Source organism: Micromonospora sp. NPDC048063, assembly GCF_043202855.1.
GTDB lineage: Bacteria > Actinomycetota > Actinomycetes > Mycobacteriales > Micromonosporaceae > Micromonospora.
In genome coordinates this window covers 1-18128 of sequence record NZ_JBIDBG010000012.1, presented here as the reverse complement: position 1 = coordinate 18128, position 18128 = coordinate 1, and the positions used below count along the sequence as shown (strand labels likewise).

General features: G+C 71.1%; 17 protein-coding genes, 1 tRNA gene and 1 riboswitch. Of the genes, 9 read left to right on the top strand and 9 right to left on the bottom strand.

Annotated elements, in window-relative coordinates:
• Position 1: 1 nt before the first annotated feature.
• Complete coding sequence (locus ACGFZ2_RS25220; RefSeq protein ID WP_393457498.1) at positions 2–1855, bottom strand: class E sortase; 1854 nt, start codon at positions 1853–1855, stop codon at positions 2–4.
• Positions 1852–2658, bottom strand: coding sequence for a DUF881 domain-containing protein (locus ACGFZ2_RS25215; RefSeq protein WP_393457495.1), 807 nt, complete (start codon positions 2656–2658; stop codon positions 1852–1854). The genes ACGFZ2_RS25220 and ACGFZ2_RS25215 overlap by 4 nt, the downstream gene beginning before the upstream one ends.
• A 228-nt stretch (positions 2659–2886) precedes the next feature.
• Between ACGFZ2_RS25215 and ACGFZ2_RS25210 the strand changes: the two genes are divergently transcribed.
• The 5 genes from ACGFZ2_RS25210 to ACGFZ2_RS25190 all read left to right on the top strand — a co-directional run bounded on the left by ACGFZ2_RS25210 (position 2887) and on the right by ACGFZ2_RS25190 (position 9320).
• Positions 2887–3150, top strand: a complete 264-nt coding sequence (locus ACGFZ2_RS25210; RefSeq protein ID WP_350702307.1) for a cell division protein CrgA — start codon at positions 2887–2889, stop codon at positions 3148–3150.
• 322 nt (positions 3151–3472) lie between these two features.
• On the top strand, positions 3473–5671 hold the full coding sequence (locus ACGFZ2_RS25205; protein ID WP_393259657.1) for a (Fe-S)-binding protein: 2199 nt from the start codon (positions 3473–3475) through the stop codon (positions 5669–5671).
• A gap of 138 nt (positions 5672–5809) precedes the next feature.
• The gene (locus ACGFZ2_RS25200) at positions 5810–7141 is read left to right on the top strand and encodes a hemolysin family protein (RefSeq protein ID WP_393457492.1); all 1332 of its coding nucleotides are present in this window, start codon (positions 5810–5812) and stop codon (positions 7139–7141) included.
• The gene (locus ACGFZ2_RS25195) at positions 7134–8177 is read left to right on the top strand and encodes a hemolysin family protein (protein ID WP_393457489.1); all 1044 of its coding nucleotides are present in this window, start codon (positions 7134–7136) and stop codon (positions 8175–8177) included. Before ACGFZ2_RS25200 ends, ACGFZ2_RS25195 begins: the two co-directional genes overlap by 8 nt.
• A gap of 129 nt (positions 8178–8306) precedes the next feature.
• Positions 8307–9320, top strand: a complete 1014-nt coding sequence (locus ACGFZ2_RS25190; RefSeq protein WP_393457486.1) for an NlpC/P60 family protein — start codon at positions 8307–8309, stop codon at positions 9318–9320.
• A 97-nt stretch (positions 9321–9417) separates the two neighbouring features.
• Here ACGFZ2_RS25190 and ACGFZ2_RS25185 read toward each other — a convergent pair whose 3' ends face one another.
• Positions 9418–11439, bottom strand: coding sequence for an N-acetylmuramoyl-L-alanine amidase (locus ACGFZ2_RS25185; RefSeq protein ID WP_393457483.1), 2022 nt, complete (start codon positions 11437–11439; stop codon positions 9418–9420).
• Positions 11440–11678: 239 nt separating this feature from the next.
• A riboswitch (cyclic di-AMP (ydaO/yuaA leader) is annotated at positions 11679–11815 on the top strand.
• 120 nt (positions 11816–11935) lie between these two features.
• Here ACGFZ2_RS25185 and ACGFZ2_RS25180 point away from each other — a divergent pair.
• Entirely contained in the window at positions 11936–12868 is a 933-nt protein-coding gene (locus tag ACGFZ2_RS25180) for an NlpC/P60 family protein (protein WP_393457480.1), read from the top strand.
• 71 nt (positions 12869–12939) lie between these two features.
• Here the strand turns inward: ACGFZ2_RS25180 and dcd are convergent, their stop codons facing one another.
• Entirely contained in the window at positions 12940–13518 is a 579-nt protein-coding gene (gene dcd / locus ACGFZ2_RS25175) for a dCTP deaminase (RefSeq protein WP_350683119.1), read from the bottom strand.
• Positions 13519–13596: 78 nt separating this feature from the next.
• On the opposite strand from dcd, the gene ACGFZ2_RS25170 reads away from it, so the two are divergent.
• Positions 13597–14148 (top strand): pyridoxamine 5'-phosphate oxidase family protein, encoded by a 552-nt coding sequence (locus ACGFZ2_RS25170; protein WP_393259665.1) that lies wholly within the window; start codon positions 13597–13599, stop codon positions 14146–14148.
• A gap of 117 nt (positions 14149–14265) precedes the next feature.
• On the opposite strand, the gene ACGFZ2_RS25165 is transcribed toward ACGFZ2_RS25170, so the two are convergent.
• A complete protein-coding gene (locus ACGFZ2_RS25165) occupies positions 14266–15249 on the bottom strand; it encodes a zinc metalloprotease (protein ID WP_393259666.1) in 984 nt (327 codons plus the stop codon).
• Between the two features lie 400 nt (positions 15250–15649).
• Here ACGFZ2_RS25165 and ACGFZ2_RS25160 point away from each other — a divergent pair.
• A tRNA-Gly gene (locus ACGFZ2_RS25160) sits at positions 15650–15723 on the top strand.
• 90 nt (positions 15724–15813) lie between these two features.
• Here the strand turns inward: ACGFZ2_RS25160 and ACGFZ2_RS25155 are convergent.
• The 3 genes from ACGFZ2_RS25155 to ACGFZ2_RS25145 form a co-directional block, all read right to left on the bottom strand.
• Positions 15814–16131, bottom strand: coding sequence for an integrase (locus ACGFZ2_RS25155; RefSeq protein WP_393457478.1), 318 nt, complete (start codon positions 16129–16131; stop codon positions 15814–15816).
• A gap of 10 nt (positions 16132–16141) precedes the next feature.
• Complete coding sequence (locus ACGFZ2_RS25150; protein WP_393259669.1) at positions 16142–16414, bottom strand: hypothetical protein; 273 nt, start codon at positions 16412–16414, stop codon at positions 16142–16144.
• Between the two features lie 311 nt (positions 16415–16725).
• A complete protein-coding gene (locus ACGFZ2_RS25145; protein ID WP_393260653.1) occupies positions 16726–16962 on the bottom strand; it encodes a tyrosine-type recombinase/integrase in 237 nt (78 codons plus the stop codon).
• Between the two features lie 295 nt (positions 16963–17257).
• Between ACGFZ2_RS25145 and ACGFZ2_RS25140 the strand changes: the two genes are divergently transcribed.
• Positions 17258–17578, top strand: a complete 321-nt coding sequence (locus tag ACGFZ2_RS25140) for a hypothetical protein (RefSeq protein ID WP_393259670.1) — start codon at positions 17258–17260, stop codon at positions 17576–17578.
• 221 nt (positions 17579–17799) lie between these two features.
• On the opposite strand, the gene ACGFZ2_RS25135 is transcribed toward ACGFZ2_RS25140, so the two are convergent.
• On the bottom strand, positions 17800–18000 hold the full coding sequence (locus ACGFZ2_RS25135; RefSeq protein ID WP_393259672.1) for a hypothetical protein: 201 nt from the start codon (positions 17998–18000) through the stop codon (positions 17800–17802).
• Positions 18001–18128: the final 128 nt, after the last annotated feature.

Sequence of the window (18128 nt, the reverse complement as noted above, 5' to 3'; positions counted from 1 at the left end):
CCTAGCCTCCCAGTTCCGCCGGGCGACCCGCCGACTTCGGCTGGGTACGCGCCAACTCGGCGTGGATGATCAGGCGCTGGTAGTTGTCGAACTTCGGGTTGCACGTGGTCAGGGTGAGCATCGACTTGGTCGGCTTCACCCCGGGCTTGCCCGGCACGGGCGCCACCACCTCGACCTGGGTGGGCCGGACGATCCGGCTCTGGCTCACCTTGTAGACGTACCAGTCGGTCTTGCTCTCCACCACGATGGCGTCGCCGTCGTTCAGCTCGTCAAGTCGCCAGAAGGTGGCGCGGTTGCGATGCCCGGCGACGGAGAAGTTGCCCACCTGGCCCGGCAGGGCGCTGGACGGGTAGTGGCCGGGCGCGTACCGGATGTCCTTCTGGGTCACGCCCTCGACCACGACCCAGTTCTTGTCCAGCTTGGGGATGTAGAGCCCCGCCATCGGCTTGCCCTGCACCGGCGGCTTCGGCTTGGTGGGCGCGCTGGCCGACGGCGCCACGGTCGGGTCGCCGTCCGGCCCCCACGCCTGCGCCAACTGCTGGCTGAGGTCGTTCTGGTGGGCGTCGACGATCGCCGACTTGCCCCACACCTCGTAGCCGGCGAAGAGCAGCACCACCATGCCGAAGGTGATCAGCACCTCGCCGGTGATCCGGATGCCGGCGCGCAGCCGGGAGCCCAGCGACGGCCGGGTCAGCTCCGAGTAGACGCTCTTGTAGCCCTCGCCGGTCTGCTCCGGCCGGAGCTGGACGACCCGTTCGCCCCGGCGTGGCCGGGGCTGCTCCGTGCCGGCCTCGGGGATGTCGGGTTCGTCCGTCTTCGGGGGGCGCGGCACGGCTCCCATCAGGGCGGTCGACTCGAACAGGGCCGCCGAGCCGGCCGGCGTACGCCCGGGGACGGCCGGGATCACGGCGGTGGCTCCGGGGTCGGCGGAGCGGTCGGGGACGGTCGGCGAAGCCGGGGTGGACGGCCCCCCGACGGCCGCGCCGCTCTTCGGGATGAAGGCGGTCGGCCCGTCGGTGGCCGGCCGGTCGCCCTGGGCGGCGGCGCGGTCCACGGGCGGACGGAGCGACCGTTCGCCGCCCTGCCCGGCCGCCCGGGTGGCGTCCGGCTGCCCGACGGGGCCGGCCGGCGGCGCCGGGTGCGGCGGGGCGGCCGGCCGGAGCTGGCCGGCGCCCGACCATGGTGGTGGGACGGGGGCACCCCGGCCGGCGGTGCCGGTGGGCGGGCCGAAGTCCACGGGACGGGCCGGCGAGCCGACGTCTGAGCGGCCGGCGGGTGGGCCGAAGTCGCCGAGACCGGGGCGGCCGTGGTCGGCAGGGCCGGGGCGGCCGTGGTCGGGGTCGGCAGGGCCGGGGCGGCCGAAGTCGGTGGGGCCGGGGCGGTCGAAGCCGGCAGGGCCGGGGCGGCCGTGGTCGGTGGGGCCGGGGCGGCCGAAGCCGGCAGGGCCGGGGCGATCGGGCCCGAGGCGGTCCGGATCGGCGGGCCGGGCCGGGTTGACGGTGGTGCGGGCCTGGTCGGCGCCGGGGGCGAACCGGCCGGGGTTCGCGGGACGACCGGGCTCCCACGCGGGGCCGCCCGGGCGCGCCTGGTCGCCGGGCTGGGCGGAATCGGCGGGGCGGGCGGGGTCGGACACGGCGCGCGCCCATTCGCCGGGTTGGCCGCCGGTCGGGCGGCCGTCGCCGACCGACGGGCCGGGACCGTGCGGGCGCGACGCCGGGGAGCGGGGCGGCAGCGCCGGCTCCGGCCAGGCTCCGGCCGGGGCGGGGCGATTGACCTTGGGCAGGAACTCCGTCGGGCCGTCACCGTGGTCGCGGTGCCGGCCGTCGGGCTCCTCCGGCCAGTCGTCGCGGGTCACCGTGGCACCGTCGCCGACCGGAGCGTTGTCGAATCCTCGAACGCCGGCACGGCGACGGTGGAGACGGACTCCTTGTAGCCGAGCTTGTAGACGTCGACCAGGTCCCTGAACAACCGGACTCCCTCGGACTCGGCGAGGGCCCGCTGAAGGGTAGCGGGATCGCCGATTGCTACGATCTTGAATGGAGGGGAGTACACCCGGCCGTGCAGCAGCAGGGTGTTACCGACGCAGCGTACCGCGCTGGTCGACAGCACGCGGACGTTCATGATGGACATGGCCTCGGCACCACCCGCCCAGAGGGCGTTCACCACGGCCTGCACGTCCCCCTGGTGGACGACCAGGTCGTCGTTGGTGGCCCCGGCGGGCAGGGTCCCGTCGTTGCGGCGGGGCGCGTCGTTGAGTTCCACCGTCACCCCGGGGCCGCTGAGCGCGGTGAATCCGGCGGCCTCCCGGCTGGCGGCCGCCCGGTCCTGCTGCTCCTTGATGGGGCCGTCCGAGCTGGCCAACGCCGTGGTGCGGTCCTCGACCTCCCCGCGCAGCGTGGCGGCGCGTTGCTCGCTGGCCGCCACCTCCGCGCGGCGGTCCTCGATGAGCTGGTTGAGCTGGGGGCGCCGGTCCTCGCGTAGGGCGGTGCCGCCGGCGGTGGTCGCCGTGGTGGTGAAGAGCAGCCCGGCCGCGGCGGCGATCAGCGGCACCCCGATCGACCAGCCCGGTCGGCGCTGCCGCGGTCGCCGTGGCAGGAGGCCGGCGACCACCCGCCGGAGCACCTTCTGCCAGGATGCCGCGCCGGATGTGTACTCCACCGAGCGTTCCTTCCCCGTCGTCTGGTTCAGCCCGCGAGGCGGCGGGCCGGGGCGGCGACCCGAACAGTCCCGCCTTTTTCGGTCACTCCGAGCACCGGCCTGACCCCATTCGTGGCTTGGACGGGTCTTCGGGACTACGCTAGCTGTCGAACATTATTGGCCATGGACCGTCGCCCCCGCGCCCGGTTGTCAGGCCGGACGAGGTCGTCACCCCCTCTGGAGAGCGTCGTGCCCAAGTCTCAGGTCCGCAAGAAGAAGGTGTACACCCCGCCGACGGACGTCCGTCCGACGGCGACGGCGGCGACGCGCAAGCCTAGCCCGGTGTGGCTGCCGATCTCGGCGGTCAGCCTCATCGTCTTCGGCATCGGCTGGCTGGTGGTCTACTACCTCTCCGAGCAGGAGTACCCGGTCATGTCGTGGGGTTACTGGAACCTCGCGGTGGGCTTCGGCGCGATGGTCGCCTCCCTGATTCTGCTCTCCCGCTGGCGCTGAGCGGCCCCGCCCGGCGACCGCTTGGCGCCGGGCCACCCGCGCCGCCTGGGGCGGCGCCGCACGTGTGTCACTCGGCGGAGACCCTGACCGGCGGTTTCGGGTCGGGCCACCTATGGTGTGCGCAGGGCGGCGCGGCCGGAGTGCGAGATGACTCACGTTACCGCTGGGTAACCTTGCGCGTAGGCTGCACTGCATGACCGAGCGGAGCGAGGTCATCGACCGGTCCGGTCGAGGGTGCGGTGGCGGCGGCTCGCCGACCGCCCCCTGATCCGGCCCCGGTCGCCGAGCCGCTCGACAGGCAGCAGACCGGGAGGCCAACTCGATGGGCAGCGTCCAGATCGTCACCACGATCCTCGCGTTCGCCATCACCGCCGTGGCGGTGTGGCTTGCGGTACGCGCGGTCATGAAGATGACGGCCGTCATCCGGCTCGGGCAACCCGCTCCGGAGCGGTTCAGCGACAAGGGCGCCCGCACCCGGAAGATGCTGGTGGAGACCCTCGGTCACACCCGCATGCTGAAGTGGAGCGTGGTGGGTGCCGCGCACTGGTTCGTGATGGTCGGCTTCATCGTGCTGTCGCTGCTGGTGCTCGAGGCGTACTTCGAGGTGGTCACCCCGACCGGTGGTCTGCCGATCATCGGGCACTGGACGATCTTCGGCCTGGGCACCGAGATCATCGGCGTGCTGGGCGTGGTCGGCATCATGGTGCTGATGGCGATCCGCCTGCGCAACCGTCCGACCCGTCCGGGTGGTCGCTCGCGGTTCACCGGTTCGACGATGTGGCAGGGCTACTTCGTCGAGTGGATCGTGCTGCTGGTCCTGATCTTCGGGTTCGTGATCCGCGGCTTCAAGGTCGCCACCGACCACTTCGAGTACTCGCTCTGGGCCACCCCGGTCAGCCACGCTGTCGGCGCCGTGCTGCCCGACTGGCAGGACGGGGCCAGCGTCGCGGCGCTCATCAAGATCGTCATCTCGATGACGTGGCTGATCGTCATCTCGCTGAACGTCACCATGGGCGTCGCCTGGCACCGCTTCCTGGCGTTCCCCAACATCTTCTTCAAGCGCGAGCCGGCCAAGCCGGCCGGTTCCGGCCTCGGCGCGCTGCGCCCGATGACGAGCCAGGGGAAGCCGCTCGACTTCGAGGAGGCCGACCCGGAGTCCGACCAGTTCGGCGTCGCCCAGGTCGAGCAGTTCAGCTGGAAGGGCCTGCTGGACTTCAGCACCTGCACCGAGTGCGGCCGCTGCCAGTCGCAGTGCCCCGCCTGGAACACGGGCAAGCCGCTGTCGCCGAAGCTGCTGGTGCTGAGCCTGCGCGACCACGCGTACGCCAAGGCGCCGTACCTGCTGGCCGGCGGCGGCAAGGACCTGACCGGCGAGGAGAAGGCCACCGCCGCGCAGCTCGCCCACGTCGACGTGCTCGCCCTGGCCGAGGGCGACAAACCGCTGATCGGCACGGCCGAGGAAGGCGGCGTCATCGACCCGGACGTGCTCTGGTCCTGCACCACCTGCGGCGCCTGCGTCGAGCAGTGCCCGGTCGACATCGAGCACGTCGACCACATCGTTGACATGCGCCGCTACCAGGTGCTCATCGAGTCGAGCTTCCCGTCGGAGGCCGGCGTGATGCTGCGCAACCTGGAGAACAAGGGCAACCCGTGGGGCGCCCCGCAGAACACCCGCGAGGACTGGACCAAGGGCCTGGACTTCGAGGTGCCGCGGGTCGGCGAGGTCGACGACTTCGAGTACCTCTTCTGGGTCGGCTGCGCCGGCGCGTTCGAGGACCGGGCCAAGAAGACCACCCGGGCGGTCGCCACGCTGCTCAACGAGGCGGGCGTCACGTTCGCGATCCTCGGCGAGGGCGAGACGTGCTCCGGCGACCCGGCCCGCCGGATCGGCAACGAGTTCGTCTTCCAGATGCTCGCCCAGCAGAACGTCGAGACCCTCAACGAGGCGTTCGAGGGCCGGGAGAAGAGCAAGCGCAAGATCGTCGCCACCTGCCCGCACTGCTTCAACACGCTGGGCAACGAGTACGGCCAGCTCGGCGGCGAGTTCGAGGTGGTCCACCACACCCAGCTCCTGGCGCACCTGGTCGCCACCGGCAAGCTCACCCCGGTGCAGCCGGTCGACGGCGGCGTGACCTACCACGACCCCTGCTACCTGGGCCGGCACAACCGGGTGTTCGCCCCGCCGCGTGAGGTGCTGGGCACCGCCATCGCCGGGGAGCTCACCGAGATGCCGCGCAACAGCGAGCGCTCCTTCTGCTGCGGCGCCGGCGGCGCCCGGATGTGGATGGAGGAGAAGATCGGCAAGCGGATCAACGTGGACCGGGTCGAGGAGGCCATGTCCACCGGGGCGCGGACGGTCGCGGTCGGCTGCCCGTTCTGCTCGACGATGCTCAACGACGGGGTGAACGGCAAGGGCGCCGGCGAGCAGGTCGAGGTCGTCGACGTGGCCAGCGTGCTGCTCCGCTCGGTGAAGCCCGAGCAGGCGCCGGGCGACAGGGAGACCGCGCCGGTCGCCGGCTGACGCGTACGTCCTGGAACGCCCGTCGGCGGTGGCACCTCGCGGTGCCGCCGCCGACGTCGTTCAGGAGACGGCGGCGATCTCGGCCAGCCGGCGCTCGACGTGCGAGAATCGCGCCGAGGTGAGACGAGCATCGATGCCATGCTGCTGACCACGCTGCTGCCCCTGGTCGGGTTCGTGCTGCTGACCGGCGGCAACGCGTTCTTCGTCGCGGCCGAATTCGCCCTGGTCACCGTGGACCGGCCCGAGATCGAGCGCCGCGCGACCTCGGGCGAGGGTCGGGCCGCGACCGTACGCCGGGCGCTGCGGGAGCTCTCCTTCCAGCTCTCCGGGGCACAGCTCGGCATCACCCTCACCGCCCTGCTCACCGGCTACCTGGCCGAGCCGGCGCTGGCCCGGCTGTTCACCCCGCTGCTGCGGCCGGTCGCCGGGGACGCCGCCGACCGGTTCACCCCGCTCCTCGCCCTGGCCCTGGCCACCCTGCTCTCCATGCTCTTCGGCGAGCTGGTCCCGAAGAACCTCGCGCTGGCCCGGCCGATGCCCACCGCGCTGGCCACCGCCGGCCCGATGCGCACGTTCTCCCGCACCTTCGGCTGGCTGATCAGGGCGCTCAACGACTCGGCGAACCGCATGGTCCGCGTGCTGGGGGTGGAGCCGCAGGAGGAGCTGGCCAGCGCCCGCTCGCCGGAGGAACTGGGCCTGCTGGCAGCCATCTCGGCACGGGCCGGCGCGCTGCCGCCGGACACCGCGATGCTGCTGCGCCGGACCATCCGCTTCGGCGACAAGCGGGCCGCCGAGGCGATGACCCCGCGGGTGGACGTCGTCGCGCTACGCGCCACCGCCACGGTGGCCGAGCTGCTGGCGCTGTCCCGGCAGACCGGGCGCACCCGCTTCCCGGTGTACGAGGAGACCCTCGACCTCGTGACCGGCGTCGCCGGGGTGCCCGACGCGCTGGGTGTGCCGCCGGCCAGGCGGGGCTCGACCACGGTCGGGTCGGTGGCCCGCGAGCCGGTGTACGTCCCGGAGAGCCTGGACCTCGACGGGGTGCTCGCCGCGCTCCGGGTGGCCGGCGCCGACCTCGCCATCGTCGTCGACGAGTACGGCGGCACCGACGGGGTGGTCACCACCGAGGACCTGGTGGAGGAACTGGTCGGCGAGATCGCCGACGAGTTCGACCCGGACGCGGTGGACGACGCCGGCCCGGTCGAGCTGACCGTGCCGGGCGGGGAGCGGACCGTCCTCGTCGACGGGGTGCTGCGCTCCGACGAGCTGGCCGAGCAGACCGGTTTCCGGCTCTCCGAGGGGCCGTACGAGACGCTCGCCGGGTTCCTGATGGCCCGGCTGGGGCACATCCCGGTGGCCGGCGAGACGGTCGAGGACTCCGGCTACGAGTTCACCGTCGTCGAGGTCGAACGGCACCGGATCGAGCAGGTCCGGGTTGTTCGCCCCGAGGAGCCGGGCGACGATGCCTGAGCTGCTGGTCACGGTGACGCTGCTGCTCGGCAACGCGTTCTTCGTGGGCAGTGAGTTCGCGCTGATAGCGTCCCGGCGCACGGTGGTCGAGCCGTTGGCGGCCACCTCGAAGCGGGCCCGCTGGGCGCTGTCGGCGATGAACCAGATCCCGCTGATGATCGCCGGGGCGCAGCTCGGCATCACCGTCTGCTCGCTGGGGCTGGGCGCGATCGCCGAGCCGGCCCTGGCGCACCTGCTGGAACCGGCGTTCCACGCCGCCGGGCTGCCCGACCGGGCGGTCCACCCGGTGGCCTTCGTGCTCGCCCTCGGCGTGGTGGTCTTCCTGCACACGGTGGTCGGCGAGATGGTGCCGAAGAACATCACGCTGGCCGGGCCGGAGCCGTCGGCGCTCTGGCTGGGGCCGGCGATGCTGGCGTTCTGCCTGGCCACCAAGCCGCTGCTGCTGGCGATGAAGTGGGCGGCCCGCCGGGTGCTGGGGCTGTGGCGGATCGAGGCCACCGAGGCGGTGAAGACGGTCTTCACGGCGGAGGAGCTGGCCGGGCTGGTGGCGCAGGCGCGTACGGAGGGGCTGCTCGACGCCCAGGAGCACGCCCGGATCACCGGCGCGTTGGCCCTGCACAGCCGGACCGCCGCCGACGCCCTGCAACCCTGGTCGACGGTGACCACCGTCGCCGAGGACGTCTCGCCCGCCTCGCTGGAGGTGCTGGCCACCCGGACAGGCCGGTCCCGCTTCCCCGTGGTGCAGCGGTCCACCCGCCGGGTGCTCGGCTTCGTACACGTCAAGGATGTCCTCGGGTACGCCGGGGTGAGCCGGCGCGCCCCGGTGCCGGCGGAGGTCTACCGGCCGCTGGCGGTGGTGCCGCCGGACCGTACGCTCGCCGACCTGCTGCTGTCGATGCGCCGCGAGCGGCGGCACATGGTGCTGGTCAGCGACGGCCGCCGCCCGCTCGGCGTGGTGACGTTGGACGACGTACTGACCGCCATCGTCGGTCGTCGGGCCGACACCCTTGGTACGCAAACGGTCGCGCAGGCGTGATGTGAACGATGGTCGCCTTGATTCCGCTCGGCGCCTTCCCTAGTGTTGGGCACCGGCCGCTGTGGGTCGTCTGTCTCGCCCCTCTTTCCTCGTGCGAGGCGCCCGGCGGTCGGGTTGCAAAAGGAGTCGGTGCCGGTGGCAACCATGCCCCCTCATCGTCACGCACCGGGACGGTCTGCTCGTCCGGGTGGCCTGCGCCGGGCCGCCCACCGTCTGCTCACCCTCCTCGCCGCCGCGGTCGTCGGCGTCGGTGCGCTCGCCGCGCCCGCGTACGCCGAGCCCTCGGTCGACGAGATCGAGGCCGCGATCGACAAGAAGTGGGAGCAGCTCGAACCCACCATCGAGCAGTACAACAAGGTGCGGGCGCAGCTGAAGGTCAACCGCAAGAAGTCGGCGGACCTGGAGAAGAAGATCCAGCCGTTGGCGCTGGAGACCGAGCTGGCGATGGACCGGGTCGGTGACCTCGCCGCCCGTTACTACATCTCCGGCCCGTCGCAGGAGATCGGCGCGCTGCTGGTCAGCGCCAAGCCGGACACGCTCACCGAGCAACTGACCCTCCTGGACCGGCTGGCCGCCCAGGAACGCAAGCAGCTCGAGGGCGTCACCAAGGTCCGCGACAAGTTCGACGCGGAGAAGCAGAAGCTCGACGCCCTGATCGTCGCGCAGACGAAGCAGCAGAACGACCTGGCGGCGAAGAAGAAGCAGATCGACGCCGACATCAAGAAGCTCGAGGCGTCGCTGCCGGTGACCACGGTCAAGACGGAGAAGTGCCCGACCATCAACGGCGTGGTCAGCGAGGCGGCCCGGACCGCCATCAAGACCGCCTGCGCCCAGGTCGGCGACCCGTACGTCTGGGGCGCCACCGGCCCCAACTCGTTCGACTGCTCGGGTCTGACCCAGTACGCCTACAAGGCGGCGGGCATCCACCTGACACACTTCACCGGCGCGCAGTGGAACGAGGGCAAGGCCATCCCGCGCTCCGAGGCGCGCCCGGGTGACCTGGTGTTCTTCTTCAGCGACCTGCACCACGTCGGCCTCTACCTCGGTAACGACAAGATGGTGCACGCGCCCCGGGCCGGCAAGCCGGTCAACGTCTCCAGCATCAACACGATGCCGGTGGCCGGTTTCCGCAGACCCGGCTGATCCCGCGCCACCTGAACGGAGAGGGCCCCCGGTCGAGTAGACCGGGGGCCCTCGTCGTGCTCGGGGACGGCCTGCGCCAGCCCGGGCGAGCGGTGGGTCAGCGGGGCGCGTCCAGCGCGGAGGGCAGCAGGTTCACGTCGTCCAGGTTGACGTACATGACCCGGTGGCCGAACTGGATCTGCACGTACCTGTTCTCGCCGCGGATCACCGTCCAGTCACCCGGCGACGACCCGTCGAACGTGACGGCCCGGTAGTACTCGCCGGGGAGCACCGTGCCGACGGCGTACCGCTGGCCGGCCGAGAGGGTGTACTGGAGCGGGGAGATCGGCTGGTAGGGCACGCCGGCCGGGTAGGCGGCCTGCTCCGGGTAGGCCCGGCCGTAGACCGGGATGGTGGCCTTGCCGGCCTTCGGGGTCACCACGAAGCCCACGGACCACTTCGCGGTCGGCTTCGAGGCGGGGTTGTGGAACCACGCCTTCTGGCCGAGGTACCAGATCGCGGTCCAGTCCCCCCGCACCTCGGCCAGGGCGTACGTCTGCCCGGCGGAGGCCCGGGCGCCGTGGTCGGAGATGTACATGGTGTTCGGGGTGCCGTCGGGCCGCAGCGCGATGTCGTTGACCAGCGGCGCGTCGTGGCTCGGCGCGCTGTGCAGGATCACCGCGGACGAGCCGCGCAGCGGGCAGGGAGCCACCGGCGGGGGCGGGTTCGGCACGCCCGGCGGCTGCCGGTTGCAGCCGGTGAACTGCGGCTGGTTGGTGGCGAAGTCGGGGTCGATGGTGACGAGCCCCGTCTGCGGCGTGGCGGTCGACGTGAACGGCGCCTTGAGCAGGTCGAAGTAGTGCGACCAGTCCCAGTACGGGCCCGGGTCCCAGTGCATGCCGCGCACGGTCGAGGCGACGGTGCCGGGGACGTTGTCGTGACCGACGATGTGCTGCCGGTCCAGCGGGATGTTGTACCGCAGCGCCAGGTGGCGGACCAGCTTGGCGGAGGTGCGGTACATCGCCTCGGTGTACCAGGTGCCGTGCCCCGCGAAGCCCTCGTGCTCCAGGCCGATGGACTTGGCGTTCACGTACCAGTTGCCGGCGTGCCAGCCGACGTTCTTGGTCTTGATGTGCTGGGCGATGTGGCCGTCCACCGAGCGCAGGGTGTAGTGCCAGCCCACCCGCCGCGGGTCCTTGACGAGGTTGACGCTGGGCCCGAAGTAGCCCTCGGTGTCGTGGATGACGATGTACTCGATCTTCTGCTGGGCCGGCCGGTCGGCGAGGTCGTGGTTGCCGTAGTCACCCACGGTCGGGCCGTACTGCACGTAGGGCGCCGGGATCCACTCGCAGGAGATCGTGTCGGGGCACTCCAGCCCGTCGGGCCGGGCGACCTTGCGCAGGCCCAGCCGGTCGAGCCAGGAGCGTTCCGGCTGCACCGCGCGGGCGGCGAGGGTGACCCGCTGCCCGTCGTCGGTCAGCCGGCTGTCGCCGGCGCCGATGGTGGCGTACACCTCGTTGGCGAAGGCCGCCGCGGCGTCGGCGCTGTCCGCGCCGGAGTAGCGGGCCACCGCGCCGTACCAGGCCGCCGGGTCGGTGTCGGCGCCGACCGGGGCGCCGATCTGCTTCTGGTACGCGGCCAGCAGCGCCGCGCCGCCCCGGATGTTCGCCGTGACGTCCGTCCGCAGCGCCTCCTCGCTGGCGCCGGTCAGCTCGGCGGCGGCGTCGAGCGTCCGCAGCGAGGCCTCGGCGGGCGGCGGGGTGTCCGGCGGCTCGTGCGCCTCGGCCAGGGACGGGCGGGAGTCGTCGCCCCGCGGGTCCTCGGTGCCGTCGTCGTGGTGGGTGCCCCCGGGCAGGGCGGCGACGTACTCCGCGTCGGTGAGGTGCATCGGTCCGAAGCCGCCGCTGGTGCTCGGCGTTCCGGCGTTGGTGTCCCAGCGGGACTGCAGGTAGGAGACTCCGAGCAGGACGCTCTCCGGCACGCCGTACTCCGCCGCCGCGGCGGCGTACTGCTGCTGCCGGTCGGTCGTCGGCGCGGCGGCGGCGGTTCCGGCGGCGGTGAGTGGCGTCGCGGCCAGGGCGGCCGCCACGGCGGCGGCCAGCAGGACGCGTCTGCTCCTCGATGTCGCTGACAGGTGCATCAGACCCCCAGGTCGGACGGGCGAATGTGGGGCCACCTTCGCCCCGGGCGCCACCTCCGGTCAATACCTTTCCATGCGTCACTTACCGAAGAAGGAAAATTTCGTCGCCCCGAGTGACACGCTCCACCGGCCCGCATGAGTACGGTGTGTCACGGCGCGATGGGTTGCGGATCGATAACGACCATCTCTACTCTGGTCATTCGTCGGCCGGCGACAGTCCGTCCATCCGGGGCGGTAACGGTCCGACACCGCCGAGTCGCTCCCGAGCGAGCCGGGGACCCAGGTACCCCGGGGTGAATCCGCAGCACCTGCGGTAGGGCGTCCCCTTCCCGCCCGAACCCGTCAGCTAACCCGGTAGGCGGTACGGGAAGAAGGAGTACGGAGCCCGGTGGCACACCATGCCCCGCGGCCACCGTCGGCACGGTCGGCACCCGCCGGCCCGACGACGGCTGCGCCGCGCCCACGCTGGTACCGCTGCACCACCGCCCTCGCCGCCTTGGCCGCGTTCGCCGTCGTCCTGACCGGCGGCGCCACGGCGGCCCACGCCGAACCGACGGTCGCCGAGATCGAGCGCCAGATCGACGAGGACTGGAACAAGCTCGAACCGATCATCGAACGGCACAACGCCACCCGCCAGGACCTGGCCGCCAAGCGCAGGCAGGCCGACGCCCTCGCCAAGCAGATCGAGCCCTTGGAACGGCAGGTCGAGCAGGCGATGGAGGAGGTCAGCGCGCTGGCCGTCCGCGCCTACAAGGGCGAGAACGTCTCCGCCGTCAACGCCCTGCTGGGCAGCCGCTCGCCCGACCAGATGGTCGGCCAGCTCGAACTGCTCGACCGGTTCGCCCAGCACCAGCAGCAGGACGTGCGGCAGGTCGCCGAGCTGCGCGACCGGCTGGCCGAGAAGAAGGCCCCGCTCGACGAGATGGTCGTCCAACTCGGCCGGACGGAGGCCCAGCTCGCCGCGAAGAAGAAACAGATCAACGCCGAGATCGACCGGCTGCAGAAGCGGCGGCTGCGGATCTACGGCAGCGGCGGCGGCGGTTCGCTGCGCCCCGCCCCCTGCCCGGCCAGCTACCCGGGTGGCGGTGCCGGCACCGCGGTCAAGTTCGCCTGCGCCCAGATCGGCAAGCCCTACGTCTGGGGCGCCGAGGGCCCGAACGCGTACGACTGCTCGGGCCTGATGCTCGCCGCCTGGGCGAAGGCCGGGGTATCGCTCCCGCACAACGCCGCGCAGCAGCGCCGGGTCACCGCGACCGTCACCCGGGGCGAGCTGCGCCCGGGAGACCTGGTCTTCTACTACAGCGACCTGCACCACGTCGGCATGTACGTCGGCGGGGGCTGGGTGGTGCACGCCTCCCGAGCCGGGGTGCCGGTCAAGATGAAGAAGGTCGACGACGGCCCGATCCACAGTTACGGCCGCCCCGGCTGAGGTGTAAGGAAGGGGCCCTTCCTAACGCATTCGGTAGAGGAAGGGCCCCTTCCTAACAGGCGGCCGTCGGGTCAGCGGGTCGGCCAGGTGCGCCAGTGCTGCCAGGAGCGGCTCGGGGTCGGGCCGCGCTGCCCCTGGTAGCGCGAGCCGTAGACGGCCGAGCCGTACGGGTGCTCGGCCGGCGACGAGAGCCGGAAGATGCAGAGCTGACCGATCTTCATGCCCGGCCAGAGGGTGATGGGCAGGTTGGCCACGTTGGACAGCTCCAGCGTCACGTGGCCGGAGAAGCCCGGGTCGATGAAGCCCGCGGTGGAGTGGGTGAGCAGGCCGAGCCGTCCCAGGCTCGACTTGCCCTCCAGCCGCCCGGCGAGCTGGTCGCCGAGGGAGATCACCTCCAGCGTCGAGGCGAGCACGAACTCGCCCGGGTGCAGCACGAACGGCTCGCCCTCGGGCACCTCGACCATCGACGTCAGGTCGTCCTGCTGCATCGCCGGGTCGATGTGGGTGTAGAGGTGGTTGTTGAAGACCCGGAAGAGCTTGTCCAGGCGTACGTCGATGCTGGACGGTTGCACCAGCGTGGGCTCGAACGGCTCCAGCGCGAGCGTGCCCGCCTTGATCTCGGAGACCAGGTCGCGGTCGGAGAGCAGCATCGCACCACCTTAGCGAGCGATGTGCGTGGCCTGCGTGTCGGACTACCTGTTCGTACACGTGTTCGATAGAATGTCGGCATGGCTTCCTGGTCCGAATTCGCCGCCGACGAGCCCCGCCTCGCCGACGGGATCCGCTCCCTCATGCAGCAGTACGGGCCGGGCTTCGGCTACCTGGCCACCGTCCGCGCCGACGGCGGGCCCCGGGTCCACCCCGTCTCTCCAGTGATCACCGACGAGGGGCTCTTCTGCTTCGTGGTCGACTCGCCGAAGCGGCGCGACCTGGAGCGCGACGGCCGCTACGCCCTGCACTCCTTCCCGCCCGAGGAGAGTGACGACGAGGCCTACGTCGCCGGCCACGCCCGGCCGGTCACCGACCCGGCCCGGGTCGCCCGGCTGGCCCGCAGCCACCGGGCCGCGCCGCAGGTCGACTGGCGGCTGTTCGAGTTCACCGTCGACGTGGCGATGCTCGCCCGTCGGGAGCCGGGCGTCGCGGGCGGCGCCGGCGAGGGGCACGGCCGGCCCGCCGTCCAGGTCTGGCTCGACCCCGGTGCGGCCGCCGCCGGCACCGCCGCGGTGCCCGAGACGCGGTCCGGGAGTGGTGGCAGCCTCGCCGCCCGCCCGGCCGCCTGAGACGCGGTGCGGCGCCCCGGGCCGTCCCCGTCCGGGGCGCCGCACCGCCCCCACCCCGCCCCGAAGACGACGGCGCCGGCCCCGTCGAGCGGAGCCGGCACCGGTCGTGCGGGGGAACTACGCCGCGCGGTACGCGTTCCAGGCGGTCAGCATGCGGCTGGCCTGCCCGGCGGTGAACTGGTGCATGCAGGAGTCGTAGGTGTAGTCCATGAAGTTGGTGATCGGGTCGACGCCCGGGGCGGTGCAGGTGTCCCGGCCGGTCGGGCACTGGAACGCCGGGGATGCCTCGGGTGCGGTGTCGCTGACGCTGTCACCCGAGCCGGAGCAGCCGCCCTGGAAGGTGTGGTAGAGGTTCAGCCAGTGGCCGACCTCGTGGGTGCCGGTGTCGCCCTGGTTGTAGTTGGTGGCCGTGCCGCCCGGCAGCGACTCGCTCAGCACGACGACGCCGTCCATGCTGCTCAGCTTCCGGGTCGGGAAGGTCGCCCAGCCGAGCAGGTCGTTGCTCAGCTCGCCCAGGTAGACGTTGAGGGTGTTCTTGCCGCCCTCGCGCAGCGAGGTCTTCATCTGCCGCTCGGCCGAGGAGCCCTGCACGATCGGGTACCACGAGGGGTTCGTCACCCGGTTGATCTTCTGCAGCTGGAAGCTGAACGCGGTGGCCGCGCCACCGGTCGCCCCACTGTAGGACTGGTTCAGCACGTCGATCTGCGAGGTGATCATCGAGTCCGGGATGTTGCCGCCGGCCCGGGTGCCGTCCCGCTGGATCACGTGCACCACGACCGGGACGGTGACGGTGGCCGTGATGGAGGCGCCGGCGCCGGTGCGGAACCGGGCGCGCTCGCGCAGGGCGGCGGCCAGGTCGGCCTCGCGCTCGCGGGTCTCCGCCAGGGTCAGCTCGTTCGGCTCGTGCTTGGCCGCGCCGCCCGCCTTGATACGGGAGTCCGAGTGGACGTCGGCCGGCTCGACGCAGACCTCGCTCGGGGCGGCGGAGAAGGCCGACGCGGCCGGTACGACGCCCACGGCGGCGGTGCTGAGCAGCAGCGCGAGGGTCGTCGACGCGACGCCGGCCGTACGCCGGGTCAGCAGGTTGGGACGGAGTCCCATGGGCCCACCTCTTTCTGGCCGGCGCGACAGGGGGTATGTCACGCCGTGGCTGAGAACGTTGGGCAGACGTTACAACCGATCGACGGATTTGAGAACGGCCATATGTTGCAGGGGTGAAACTTTTTCCTGATCGACGCCGACCGGTGATCGACAATTGGCGATGAAACGGTGATTCTCGGTAGCGACTCGCGCTGCCCGATGCTCGGTGGCGCCGATCTTCGGGTGTACCGGTCCGCCGGCCGGTGCGGGCACGGCACAGAACGGATCATGGCCGCCGTGGCAGGGCCAGCTTCCGGGTGGTGGCCGCAAGTCACCCGGGAGTCCGCCGGGCGACACGGTGCGGCGTCGGAGGGGTACCTGGGTGCGCCGACGGGACGTCTCAGGTACAGTGGTGCCGCCTGCGGGTGTAGTTCAATGGCAGAACATCAGCTTCCCAAGCTGACAGTGCGGGTTCGATTCCCGTCACCCGCTCCACGATCGAAGGCCCTGGCCAGGACGCGAGTCCCAGCCAGGGCCTTCGATGTTCCAAGGTAAACGATCATGTCGTGTGCCATTGACGTGCCATTAGCCCCGGTCATCCCCGGCCCCGTCCGGGTTCGCCGACCGCTTCTTGCCCTTCTTGCCGCCCGACTTCTTGCCGGTCGTGTCCTTGGCCTTGCCCGAGCCGTCGGCCGACTTCTTGGCCTTCTTCCGGTCGACTCGCATCGCCTCGTGCAGCGCCTGGGCGATGGCCCGATCCGCCTCAGCCGTGGCGTGCTGGTAGATCAACGCGGCCTGGGATGAGTCGTGCCCCATCCGCGCCATCAGGTCGCGGGTGCTCGCCCCGGTTCGTGCGGCGAGAGTGTTTCCGGTGTGCCGCAGATCGTGTTCCGCAGCGATCATGCCCGCTCAGTTACTCCTTCAGGTATCCGGTGGCGGGGTCGATCCCAGCGAGGAAGTTGCGGATGGTTTCCTCCATCTCAGGCAGGGTCATTGCGGGGCCGGAAGCTGTGAAGCCGTAATTGTGCGGCCCACTGAGCCAGTCGAAGTCGTATGCAACAGGCTTCTCAGCACGCTCACGAATGCGAAACTCCTGCCCGTCGACCGTCATCATGATCGGATCATCGTTGGTATAGCGGGGTCCCGCGTGCTCGGGCGCGGGGCCCGGCTCCGGTTCGGTCGACATGCCTGCTCCCTCTCCTCGGCCACCCCATCGAGAGCGCCACGGTCGGTATTCACGAGACCGGTTCTAGGCCGACCACCTCGACTGCGCGCATCGGTCGAGGGAAGCAGCCCACCATGCCATTAGCGTGCCATTGACCGGGGCCAGGCGGGGCCAGTCGGGGCCACGAGAGACCCCCGGGACCAGGCCGCCAACCCGGTAGCCAGCACCACATCGGCAATTCCCAAGCTGACAGTGCGGGTTCGATTCCCGTCACCCACTCCAGCATGAGGCCCCAGTCAAAACAGATTTCCTGACTGGGGCCTCAATCATTGCTACCACTTCTTACGCTGGCCGTGCCCGCTACGTGCCCGATCCCTGCTCTGCTTGATCTGCGAGCTGAGCGCGTCAGCGATGTGCTCGTCACGCTCGCGGGTGGTGTGCTGATAGATCATCGCGGCGCGGGTCGAGGCGTGGCCCATCCGGGCCATCAGGTCGGCCAGGCTCGCTCCGGTACGTGACGCCAGGGTGTTACCCGTGTGCCGCAGGTCGTGGAAGTGGAAGCCGGGCAGGCCGGGGAGGGTGACCGCCGGTGGCCAACTCCGACCCCGGGAGCCGGGTCGGTGCCGGGGCGAGGTTGGGTCAACTGCGCCACTGTGGCGGTGTCCGTCGGGGGCGCGGTCCGTGACACGAGAGCCGACTCAGGCTGTTCCGGCGGCGTCCGTGCGTCACGGTCCGCTTGACGTGGCGGACCGGTAGGCGGCCGGCTCCCCAGGCACCCGCATTTCCGCAGGTCAGGCAGCCGCCGCAACTCGTCGTGCGATGGCTCGTGCAAAGACCTTTGACGCCCCAGGGAATGATGGCCGCATGAGAGACGCGAACTCCGTTTTTGTCGCCTTCCGCCTGGTGCTCGTGATCTTCTTCCTTCTCCTGTTCGTATTCGGCGTCCGTCTCGCCGTGTCGCGACGGTTCCCCGTTACCTGGGCTCGGCCCGCGCATCCGACGGAGAGCCAGCAATCCCGACAGGTCCGCGTTGGTGTCGGCGTCATGTTGGTTGCCGCGATTCTGCTGATCCTGGAAGGCGCGTCGCTCATACCCATGCCCTTTCTGATCTCGGGCATCTTGTCGGCGGTAGCAATGCTGGTTGCCGTAGCTGCGCTGGCTTGGTCCGTCGTATCGCGGGAGTGACCCAGCAACTAGCCGCGCATGGTGATGTGCCAGGGGGGCGGGTCGGCGGCAGGCGGGATGGCGAGATTGGCATGCAGGTTTCACCCGGTCAGGCCTATTGCAACTCCCGTTAGGCTCCGTTCATGAGAATCATGCACATCCTTGTCGGCGTAGGCAATTGCGTCGTTGCGGTGCTCAATGCCGGAGTATTCCTAGTTTTGCTGGTTCTCGCGCGAAGGTCATCAGTGGTCGAGTGGCGTGGTCGGCAGGTCGGTGACGCAAAGCTGCGTGCTTCCACGCACCTCTGTGTAGCCGTGGTCTTCGGCGCAATAGGCGTAGACCGCCTGCTGCCCGGCCCTTCCAGCATCACCGCTGACGTATTCACAGGGATCTTGATGCTTGCGGCGCTTGCTGTAGCGCTGGCCGTCGAGGTCATCAGGCACCGCCGGCTGCGCGGCGGGCCGAACGTTGCTCCGGCTAAGGGACGTCTCGTAACCGGGTGAAGGCGTTGCCTGGGACGGGGTCGGCGGTCAGCCGGCGAGGATGATGTTGTGGAGGTTGGCGATGCCGG

Coding starts and splice junctions, on each gene's coding strand:
- ACGFZ2_RS25150 (WP_393259669.1), bottom strand. CDS start 16,414: ATGTCGACCGAACCGGAGCCGGGCCCCGCGCCCGAGCACGCGGGACCC.
- ACGFZ2_RS25195 (WP_393457489.1), top strand. CDS start 7,134: ATGCCTGAGCTGCTGGTCACGGTGACGCTGCTGCTCGGCAACGCGTTC.
- ACGFZ2_RS25205 (WP_393259657.1), top strand. CDS start 3,473: ATGGGCAGCGTCCAGATCGTCACCACGATCCTCGCGTTCGCCATCACC.
- ACGFZ2_RS25155 (WP_393457478.1), bottom strand. CDS start 16,131: ATGATCGCTGCGGAACACGATCTGCGGCACACCGGAAACACTCTCGCC.
- ACGFZ2_RS25140 (WP_393259670.1), top strand. CDS start 17,258: ATGAGAGACGCGAACTCCGTTTTTGTCGCCTTCCGCCTGGTGCTCGTG.
- ACGFZ2_RS25200 (WP_393457492.1), top strand. CDS start 5,810: ATGCTGCTGACCACGCTGCTGCCCCTGGTCGGGTTCGTGCTGCTGACC.
- ACGFZ2_RS25170 (WP_393259665.1), top strand. CDS start 13,597: ATGGCTTCCTGGTCCGAATTCGCCGCCGACGAGCCCCGCCTCGCCGAC.
- ACGFZ2_RS25165 (WP_393259666.1), bottom strand. CDS start 15,249: ATGGGACTCCGTCCCAACCTGCTGACCCGGCGTACGGCCGGCGTCGCG.
- dcd (WP_350683119.1), bottom strand. CDS start 13,518: ATGCTGCTCTCCGACCGCGACCTGGTCTCCGAGATCAAGGCGGGCACG.
- ACGFZ2_RS25185 (WP_393457483.1), bottom strand. CDS start 11,439: ATGCACCTGTCAGCGACATCGAGGAGCAGACGCGTCCTGCTGGCCGCC.